Here is an 8,911-nt window from a genome sequence, read left to right as displayed (position 1 = left end):
CATGTGCGGCCTCTAGGGCCACTTTCATTTTAAATTCTGCCGTATATTGATTGTACTTTCCCATAGTTGCTATCCTTTCTGCGTTTAGTTTATCAGAAAGTTGCGCGATTTGGGGTGTCTAAATTTCGGGGTCCATTATACTATTTCATTTGTGATGAAGCAGATGATTTTAGATCTTATCTACTTGCCCAATACTACCTTGTTTGAAGGGAAAGATCCGATTCAGTTACGTTTTGGTAAAGACCCTCCCCAAAATAATGTTTGCATTAATTTATAGTCCATTTTTTTCTCAAAAAACCTTCCATACAACCACTAGCTTGTTGCCTGATTTTTTTTATTATTTTTTTACTAACATTACTGATAATTATTTGAAATAACGTTGATTTTTGTGACTTTAATCTCTAGTTTCCGCTTCATTTGGCCTACTAGACGAGAAAACACTTATAAATCCATCGCCACTCCTAATTGCTGTCTACAAACAAAAATGATTGAAAATTTATCCAGAATCCCCTCTAATCTTAAGTACTTATGTTATGCAAAAACTTTAAAATAAGCTCTTAATACACAAACAAGTTCAAGAATTGGTTTGTGTATACGTCTCGCAACCAACCTATTTCAAAGTTTTTGCGTAACATGAGTTAAGTAGTTTAAACTCAAAACTCAGGTTAATACACAAGGCCTTCAATGAGCTATCAGCAAAATTCCCATCCTCTTACAGCGAGCATCCTTACCCTTTGTAAGTCCGCTTCTACCAAGTTTTGTCATATTATCAAAAATTATGCTCTTTTTAATCTTCTCTTTCTCGTACTCTGTTTTATTGAGATCATCTTAATACTCATCTTTATTGGCACACTTGCCAAAAGCTCCATACTTGCCATAAGTTTTGCCATACTTTTTCTTACATTATTTTCTTATCTTGTTATCAGGCTCTATTCCAAAGCTAAAAAATCTGCAGAGTTATCTCTGCTCACGGATACTTTTTTAGAGGATTGCAACACTTTGTTACCGCAAGAGCAACATTCAGACTCCATCCTTCTTGCCAAAGGTAACTGCGTATTTGCATCTTACCTCAAAAATTATGAATCTCATATTTTTGCAATTCCTGAGCGGATGCAGCAACTGATTCCTCTATTGCAAAAAATTTCTTGCTGGTTTTTCTATGAAGATGTTTTAAAAATGCAAGAGCTTCTACTACTCAAAACTGTCCACAAACATATTGAAATGATTAAGCAAGAACCTATAAACAAAGAACTTCACGCATCTCTTGCAACTGTCTATATTCAACTCTCAGAACTTTTTAAAAAGCCCAAACAAAATAGTCCCGATTCCTCTGAATGGGTTATTTTGGCAAAATATACAAAAAATATGCACTCCAAATTTACTCAGGCAATAAAAGGTGCTCTTGAAGAATTCCTTATTTTAAAAGAATATATCCAAAATGATGATTGGGTACATATACAGCTTGCTTATTGCTATCATAACTTAAACATGCCTCTAAAAGAAATTGAAGAATATGAAATAGCTCTTACAATCTCACCAGAAGATACTGAAATCCTATACAAATTAGGTGTTTGTTATTTTGAGCAAAGCCTTAATGCAAAAGGGCTACAAATTTACGAAAAGGTAAGACATCTCGATGAAAATATAGGCAATCAACTCATTCAATATTATGAACCTATTCGTTTGGATTAAGGCATCGATATATGCGCATCATTAGCGGCAAATTTCGTGGAATGACTCTTGTATCTCCTAAAAAAGATCATGTAAGGCCTACTCTAGAACAACTGCGCGCTTCTGTCTTTAACATCTGTGGCAACGCCATTGATAATGCCAATTTCCTTGACCTTTTTGCAGGCTCTGGAGCTATGGGCTTAGAAGCCCTTAGTAGAGGTGCTTCCTTTACAACATTTGTTGAACAGGATCGACATGCCCTTGACGCCATTAAAAAAAATATCGCAAAGCTTAATGTTGAAGACGTAGTTCAAGTCATGACAACAGATGCATTCATTGCTCTTAAACGCTTTTCTTCTCAAAAACAACAATTCTCTATTATTTATATAGACCCTCCCTACAGCAAAGACCCTTCCTCCTCTCTTGCTAGCAAAGCCCTCGCTTTCATCGATCAACACTCTCTTTTAAAAGATTCTGGCATACTTTTTCTAGAAGATCGCGTTTTAAAGGGACAAGAAGAACCTAAGCTGCTACACATGCAATTAAAAAGCGCAAGGCGCTTTGGAAGCACTCTCTTAAAAGAATACGAGGCTATATTATGAAAACCGCTGTCTTTCCAGGATCTTTTGATCCGCCTTCTCTTGGTCATCTAGATATCATCAAAAGAGCATCTGTACTCTGTGATAAACTCTACGTTGCAGTTGCCATCAACGTTTCAAGAACTACAGAGATCTTTACTGGTGAAGAGCGCGTACATCTTCTTAAACAAATTACCGAAGATATCCCTAATGTTGAAGTCATCTCATTTTCTGGTCTAATCGTGGAGTTTGCAAAAAATACAAAAATAGACTTCATCATCAGAGGCCTTCGCGCTTTTTCAGATTTTGAATATGAATTTCGTATGGCTCTTGCCAATCGAAAAATAGGGGAAATAGAAACGCTCTTTCTCATGGCCAATGCAGAACTTGCTTATATCAGCTCTACACTAATTCGTGAGCTCTCTTTTTTTGACAAACGCCTTCATGATTTTATCCCAGAAAAAATCGAACCGCTTGTATCGATGCGTCTGTGCTCGAATGCGCGTAAACATCTCGGCCATAAACCATAAAGCTTGGCGATATAAAGGCAAGTGCCTATCAAACACTGCCAAATACTCTGGCTTTTTAAGCATGCCACGAAGTGTTTTAAACGTATCAGACCCCGAACTTAAATTAAGTAAAATCTTCATTTTTTTTGCCTCTTGAAGAGCCAAATCCATGATCATTCTGTACATACCAAGCGCTTGTGGCAGGCTTGTATCATATCCAAGAAAACAGATGATCATTTCATGATTCTTTTTAAAGAGAGCTACAAAACCATCAATTTTACCATTTTTCTTTAAAGCCCTTAAGAAGATGTTAGGAGTACCTAAAATGCCCTTTAAAAAATTTTCCGTAAATTCAGGACTATAACGGGTATATTTATCAATGTAAACCATCTGGTAAAGCCGCAAGATACGTGCGTAATCTGATTCTTGTAATTCTTCTTTTTCAATAACTTGGTAGTTTTCTTTTCGTGCAAGCGTACTATCGCTCTTATGATGACGTTTTGCTCTGTTATCAAATAAATGTTCTTTCTGATAATCAAAAAAATAGATCTGGCGTATACACACCAAACGATAATATACTTTTTTTAAAGAGGCGAGTAAATGCTCCCCTTTATAATCATGTAGAGAGCGAAATAAAATCATATGGTCTTGAAAATGCTTTGTTAAAAAACCTGTAAGCCTCTCAACTTGGCCCAAGGAAAGCTCTGGCTGCAGACACGTAGAGCAGAGCCAATTATTGACATACACCATTTTATTGATTTTTATACCTTTCAACAAAAGCCCCAATAAACTCATGACAGGCTTTGCAAAAAAAGATATAAAAGGACTCTTCAGCTTATCCACATATTCTTTCAACAGCTGAACACTCACATAATTGGAAGCTACATAAGCGTTGTCATACTCTTTTTCATTTACGGTGATAGGCAGAAGTAGATCATCGATTTTTAAAATAAAAATCTTTGCATCAACATTTTGGATCATATCCTTTATTTGCTGCTTAAAAATCGGCAAGAAGTACTCTTTTACTTGCTTTGCATCCTCATCATTTGCTGGCAAAAGAGTATCTATTGAAAATGCATCGTATAATCTTATATTATCCAAAATAGTAAATCCTTAATACCAGTACGCAGTAAAAGTCTACTGCGTACCCATTTTACAAAATTAGCGTCTACACAAAACAGTCACTAATTTGTTCCAATCATTGTTTTGTTCGATGATTCCACTAGCTATACCAAGAGTTGCTAGATTAAGTACACTATAAGATAAATGCTTAAAACCAGAAAAGCAGCGCTTAGCTGCAATTAAAGCACGCTCATAAGACTCCGTGAAAAGTTCCTGATTATACGAGTGTAATACTGCACCTGCAACTCCATAAACGATAACACCAGTAGCTGCATAAGTCACCTCAACCAAACTGAATACTCCTTTTGCAATCGATCCTATAAGGCCCAGCGCAGGGAAAGCTTGCGCTTTACTCAAAACATCTTGAAATTGTTCTACTTCAAGATTAGGATTTCTCATATGTGCAAGATATGAAAGCGTACCCAAAGAAAGTATATTTAACAAGTCCGCAGGTAATGTAGACAAGCTCTCTTTTAAATGTAATAAAGTGCATTTTATGCTATCAGATGTATTAAAACCAACCATTTTGCCCATTGCAAAAAAAATGGTGCCCGCTACGCTACAAATAGTTTTATAACAGAGGTTATGCCCAATTGACGTGTAAGATACTAAGAAGCTAAAAATAGCGATCTTTTTCATATTAGCAACAGCTTCCATTGCCTCTAATTCTTCAGGTATCTCACGACCTATCCGAGATATATATCCAAAAATTCCAAGAGATAAGAGATTTACAGCTGCTAATGTTACGTGATAAACCCCATCTTTAACCCATTTTGTTCCCTCTTGAGCGCAATCAATGCCCATACGCTCTATGTTTTTAGAAAAAATCAAATTTCCAGCAGTTTGTACAACCTTACCTATTGCAGTGAGAGCTACTCCCCCAATAATCTCTACAGAACTTGATAGCGTTTGTAATGTACCCATGCCTATATTTAGAGTAGGTACTCCATAGAATTGAAGCTCTTCTTCATGAATATTTGTCCAAGCAGATGTGCATTCTTGAAGTTTTGTTATAATCAACATGATTTTCACCTCTTTTTTTATATGTTATAAACTAAAAAAAATAATTATAATTAATAACCACAAAGATTTGATAAAGAAAAGAATCTTTAAGCAATCTTTATAATTAAATAATAGAATACACAGATCACTTACATACAATGAGAAAAGCGATGACCATAGCAGGACTTCAAAAACTTACGACTGGCTGGACTTCTTTCCATGAAGACCTACTACAAATTAGCGGCATACCCATAATCAACATGGACCCAATTGTTATAGGCCAAACTCTATTCAGCTCTGTACAGATTATTGGAGGTATCGCTCTTACTGCAATAAGCGGAATAACGCTAACTGTTGGATATGCATTTCACTCTAAAAATATAAAGCATATAGGCATTGATTGCGGGCAAGAGGCAATAAAATGGATTAAAAACGGCTCATATTATTTTACATTAGCAGCTGTTAATATCCTATCTCTTGGGCTTTTTGGCTATATTTCAAAAATATATCTTACAATAGAAATAGACCTATTCATAAATCAGGAAATTATTATACCGGTAGAAAAAATGTCCATAAATCGTTTTGGAGCACATTATCTGTTACTTTATTATAATAGTGTCAAAGCCATTTATAGCTTCTGTGGTACTATTTTCTTTGCAATGGGCAAACTAATAGGTTTTAATACATCCGACCGTACAAGGTGTACGCTCTCCCATCTAAAAGAGAGCGTATCTGCACTTCCCATAAATCTCTTAAACACGCTTTTTTTAGGCGTGCCTAATTATCTAATTCATATAAAAGATGAAGAAGCTCGTGCCGTAACCAATTATATTCAAAAAACTCTTAGCGAATGTCAGGCTTTTCCTACCTTAGGCCTTATATCTTCAGTTGCAAAGGCTGCATTCAGTACAATCGAAATGGCTTATGCGCTTACAGGTCTTGCTGTCTATGAAGTTGCGGCTGCAATACTCTATTTACCCAAGAGACAACTTTCAACTATATGCCATGAAAGAGCTTTAATTGCGGGTAAAGACTTCTCTTCCAACTTGAAACACCTATCTTACAGCGTACTAAATCTAGCAACCCTTGGCATAGCTAGTGGATTCATTGAACGAACAGGGAAAAAATAATGTTAACCATACCCGAACTTCAAAAATGCACATTCCAGTTAACTCGGTTCCAAGAAATGTTAATAGAAATAAGTGTTCTACCTTTCGGTAACATCATTGGCGCTATAAATCTCATTCAATCCAGTTGTTTAGAAATAGTTGGCAGTGTTGCTCTAACTATAATTGGAAGTGGCTCTCTTGCAATTGGGCACGCCTTTTATTCTGAAAGGTTACAAAACGCTGGAAAAGATTATGGACGAGAGGCTGTAAAGTGGATAAAAAATGGAACTTATTATCTTACACTTGCCGCCGTTAACATACTCTCTCTTGGCATTTTAGGATACATATACAATATAAAACAGTTTAATTATCTTGAAGAAGAGCTCTATCATGGTGCAAAAAAAGACCTCTTTAAAAATCTTCCCATAGAATCCCTACCTCTATTTGGCGCAGTTAGCTCCACTGGATCACTCTTATATAACATTTGCAAAGCTGTTTATAGCTTTGTAGGCACTATTTTCTTTGTAATGGGTAAGATAATTGGTTTTAATACATCTGATTACACAAAACTTACTCTCACTCATCTTAAAGCAAGCATGCGCATACTCCCCTTAAACCTATTAAACATAGCCTCGCTCGGTACACTCGCTTATCTACTTCGCATAGAAGAGGCTAATAAAACAATAGACATCATTCAAAAACGCTTGAATAAAGCACAAATTTTTCCTATTCTTGGCCTTGCATGCTCTGTTGTAAAAGGTGTTCTTGGTGCATCTCAAGTACTTTATGGATATATAGCTGCTGTTGTATATGGAATTGCCATCATGATATTACCATCTAAATCTAAAGAATGCATTATTTCATGCATAAAACACACACAAGAGGGAATGACTAATGGCTATCTCCACCTTGGATATAGCTTAATTAACCTAGCAACCCTTGGCATAGCTGGTGCTATCATTGAAAACACTATTAATGCAGATTCTTGATAAAAACCATTAATACGGTTATATCAGCAGGAGATACACCGGAAATACGAGAGGCTTGCCCTAAATTTTCAGGTGCATGTTTGCAGAGTTTATCAATAGCTTCTTTTCGAAGGCCCTTGACCATTTTAAAATCTAGCGATTTTGGAATTTTAATATTTTCAAGATGATCTAATTTATCAATCTCTCTTTCTTGCCTTTTAATATAACCTGCATACTTCAAATTCAATTCGATTTGTAAATTAATACCAGGTCCATGATCTTGTATACCTTCAGGATATTCTTTAAGTAAACTTTCATAAGTTGTTTCAGGTCTGCAAAGAGCTTGCGCCAAAGAAACACCTTTTCCATTAACTTGCTTGTAAATAGTACCAAGGCGTAAAATTTCCTCTGTGATTGTCTTTTCCTTATGAAGGAACTTTTGAAAGCGCACATCATCAATAAGGCCAAGCTCATAACCATAACGACGCAGACGCAAATCCGCATTATCTTGACGAAGAAGCAACCTGTGCTCTGCCCTACTTGTAAACATACGGTAGGGCTCATCAAGTCCTTTATTTACAAGATCGTCGATCATTACACCTATATAAGCCTCTGAGCGCTTTAAAATTAAGGGCTCCTTTCCAAGTACTTTACTAGCAGCATTAATGCCTGCAATCAGGCCTTGTGCTGCAGCTTCTTCATACCCTGATGTTCCATTGATTTGACCTGCTAAATAGAGACCTTCTATTTTTTTTGTCTCCAAAGAATAATGAATCTGTCCACTAGTCACATAATCATATTCGATAGCATAAGCAGAGCGCATAATTTCTGCATTCTCTAAGCCAATGATGCTATGAATAAGCTCTAGTTGCACATCAAAGGGCAGTGAAGATGAGACTCCATTGACATAAATTTCTTCTGTTGTAAGACCCTCTGGCTCTAGAAAGACTTGATGGCGTTCTTTATCAGAAAAACGCATCACTTTATCTTCTATAGATGGACAATATCTAGGACCTATACCCACAATCTTTCCAGAATACATAGGAGATCTGTGGATATTATTTTGAACGATTTCTTTTGTTTTTTCTGTCGTGTAGGTGATGTAACAAGATATTTGGGGCAGAGGATGCTTTTTCTCTATGTTGTCATAGGAGAAAAATACGTTGTCATCACCTGGTTGCTCTTCACACTTGCTAAAATCAATTGTGCGTCTATTGACTCTTGGAGGCGTTCCGGTCTTCAATCTACCAAGTGTAAATCCAAGACGCTCTAAACTTGCAGACAAACCAATAGAAGGCTTATCTCCAGCCCTTCCACCTGCATAATTCGTCTCTCCAATATGAAGAAGACCTCTCATGAATGTGCCAGAAGATATAATAACTGTCTTTCCAGTGTATTCAATACCCTCTAGTGTAGTGACACCTACAACATGATCTCTATCTACAACTAGAGACTCTGTTGTTCCTTGCTTGATATGTAAATTGAGTGTTTTTTCTAGACGATGCTTCATTTCAAGCTGATAAAGAGCTTTATCAGCTTGCGCCCTTGGCGCCCAAACAGCTGGCCCCTTTGTTGCATTGAGCATACGAAACTGTATGCCGCTTGCATCCGTAGCTTTTCCCATTTCGCCACCAAGTGCGTCAATTTCACGCACCATATGACCCTTTGCAATACCTCCAATTGCAGGATTGCAGCTCATCTTACCAATCGTATCTAAATTCATGGTTAAGATAAGCGTCAAAGCGCCTCGTCTTGCGGCGGCAAGGGCTGCTTCGCAGCCTGCATGCCCCGCACCGATCACGATAACGTCATAAACAACAGGAAACTTCCACATCTACCGTGTTTTATGCCTATCTCTTCGGCTTCTCTTCTTACGCTTATGCTTTGATATTTTATACTTACGTTTTTTCTTAACAGAAGACATGTTTTCTCCAATGAAACGATTATAACTT

General features: G+C 36.8%; 8 protein-coding genes. 5 read left to right on the top strand and 3 right to left on the bottom strand.

The features are described 5' to 3' along the window. Positions 1-684 precede the first annotated feature (684 nt). From P4L16_03615 to coaD, 3 genes are read left to right on the top strand one after another with little or no spacing between them, the layout of a single operon-like run. The gene (locus tag P4L16_03615; GenBank protein MDR3624213.1) at positions 685-1,692 is read left to right on the top strand and encodes a hypothetical protein; all 1,008 of its coding nucleotides are present in this window, start codon (positions 685-687) and stop codon (positions 1,690-1,692) included. An 11-nt stretch (positions 1,693-1,703) separates the two neighbouring features. Continuing rightward, positions 1,704-2,273, top strand: a complete 570-nt coding sequence (rsmD, locus tag P4L16_03610) for a 16S rRNA (guanine(966)-N(2))-methyltransferase RsmD (GenBank protein MDR3624212.1) — start codon at positions 1,704-1,706, stop codon at positions 2,271-2,273. Next, complete coding sequence (coaD, locus tag P4L16_03605) at positions 2,270-2,779, top strand: pantetheine-phosphate adenylyltransferase (protein ID MDR3624211.1); 510 nt, start codon at positions 2,270-2,272, stop codon at positions 2,777-2,779. Before rsmD ends, coaD begins: the two co-directional genes overlap by 4 nt. A gap of 1,140 nt (positions 2,780-3,919) precedes the next feature. Here the strand turns inward: coaD and P4L16_03600 are convergent. Continuing rightward, the gene (locus tag P4L16_03600; GenBank protein MDR3624210.1) at positions 3,920-4,903 is read right to left on the bottom strand and encodes a hypothetical protein; all 984 of its coding nucleotides are present in this window, start codon (positions 4,901-4,903) and stop codon (positions 3,920-3,922) included. 149 nt (positions 4,904-5,052) lie between these two features. On the opposite strand from P4L16_03600, the gene P4L16_03595 reads away from it, so the two are divergent. After that, on the top strand, positions 5,053-6,012 hold the full coding sequence (locus P4L16_03595; protein ID MDR3624209.1) for a hypothetical protein: 960 nt from the start codon (positions 5,053-5,055) through the stop codon (positions 6,010-6,012). Positions 6,013-6,068: 56 nt separating this feature from the next. Beyond that, entirely contained in the window at positions 6,069-6,980 is a 912-nt protein-coding gene (locus P4L16_03590) for a hypothetical protein (protein ID MDR3624208.1), read from the top strand. Here the strand turns inward: P4L16_03590 and mnmG are convergent. Continuing rightward, positions 6,964-8,793 carry a tRNA uridine-5-carboxymethylaminomethyl(34) synthesis enzyme MnmG gene (mnmG, locus tag P4L16_03585; GenBank protein ID MDR3624207.1) on the bottom strand — a complete coding sequence of 610 codons (1,830 nt, stop codon included), beginning with the start codon at positions 8,791-8,793 and terminating at the stop codon, positions 6,964-6,966. The two genes, P4L16_03590 and mnmG, sit on opposite strands and share 17 nt — an antisense overlap. Beyond that, complete coding sequence (locus P4L16_03580) at positions 8,794-8,883, bottom strand: AURKAIP1/COX24 domain-containing protein (GenBank protein ID MDR3624206.1); 90 nt, start codon at positions 8,881-8,883, stop codon at positions 8,794-8,796. It lies immediately after the preceding gene. Positions 8,884-8,911 lie beyond the last annotated feature (28 nt).

This window comes from Chlamydiales bacterium, assembly GCA_031292375.1.
Lineage (GTDB): Bacteria > Chlamydiota > Chlamydiia > Chlamydiales > VFKH01 > JARLHF01.
Note: the sequence above shows the minus strand (reverse complement) of the source record. Positions and strands in the feature narration are given on the sequence as shown.

Bases quoted from the DNA above. Each gene is read 5' to 3' on its own strand.
- P4L16_03615 (MDR3624213.1), top strand. From the start codon at position 685: ATGAGCTATCAGCAAAATTCCCATCCTCTTACAGCGAGCATCCTTACC.
- rsmD (MDR3624212.1), top strand. From the start codon at position 1,704: ATGCGCATCATTAGCGGCAAATTTCGTGGAATGACTCTTGTATCTCCT.
- coaD (MDR3624211.1), top strand. From the start codon at position 2,270: ATGAAAACCGCTGTCTTTCCAGGATCTTTTGATCCGCCTTCTCTTGGT.
- P4L16_03600 (MDR3624210.1), bottom strand. From the start codon at position 4,903: ATGTTGATTATAACAAAACTTCAAGAATGCACATCTGCTTGGACAAAT.
- P4L16_03595 (MDR3624209.1), top strand. From the start codon at position 5,053: ATGACCATAGCAGGACTTCAAAAACTTACGACTGGCTGGACTTCTTTC.
- P4L16_03590 (MDR3624208.1), top strand. From the start codon at position 6,069: ATGTTAATAGAAATAAGTGTTCTACCTTTCGGTAACATCATTGGCGCT.
- mnmG (MDR3624207.1), bottom strand. From the start codon at position 8,793: ATGTGGAAGTTTCCTGTTGTTTATGACGTTATCGTGATCGGTGCGGGG.
- P4L16_03580 (MDR3624206.1), bottom strand. From the start codon at position 8,883: ATGTCTTCTGTTAAGAAAAAACGTAAGTATAAAATATCAAAGCATAAG.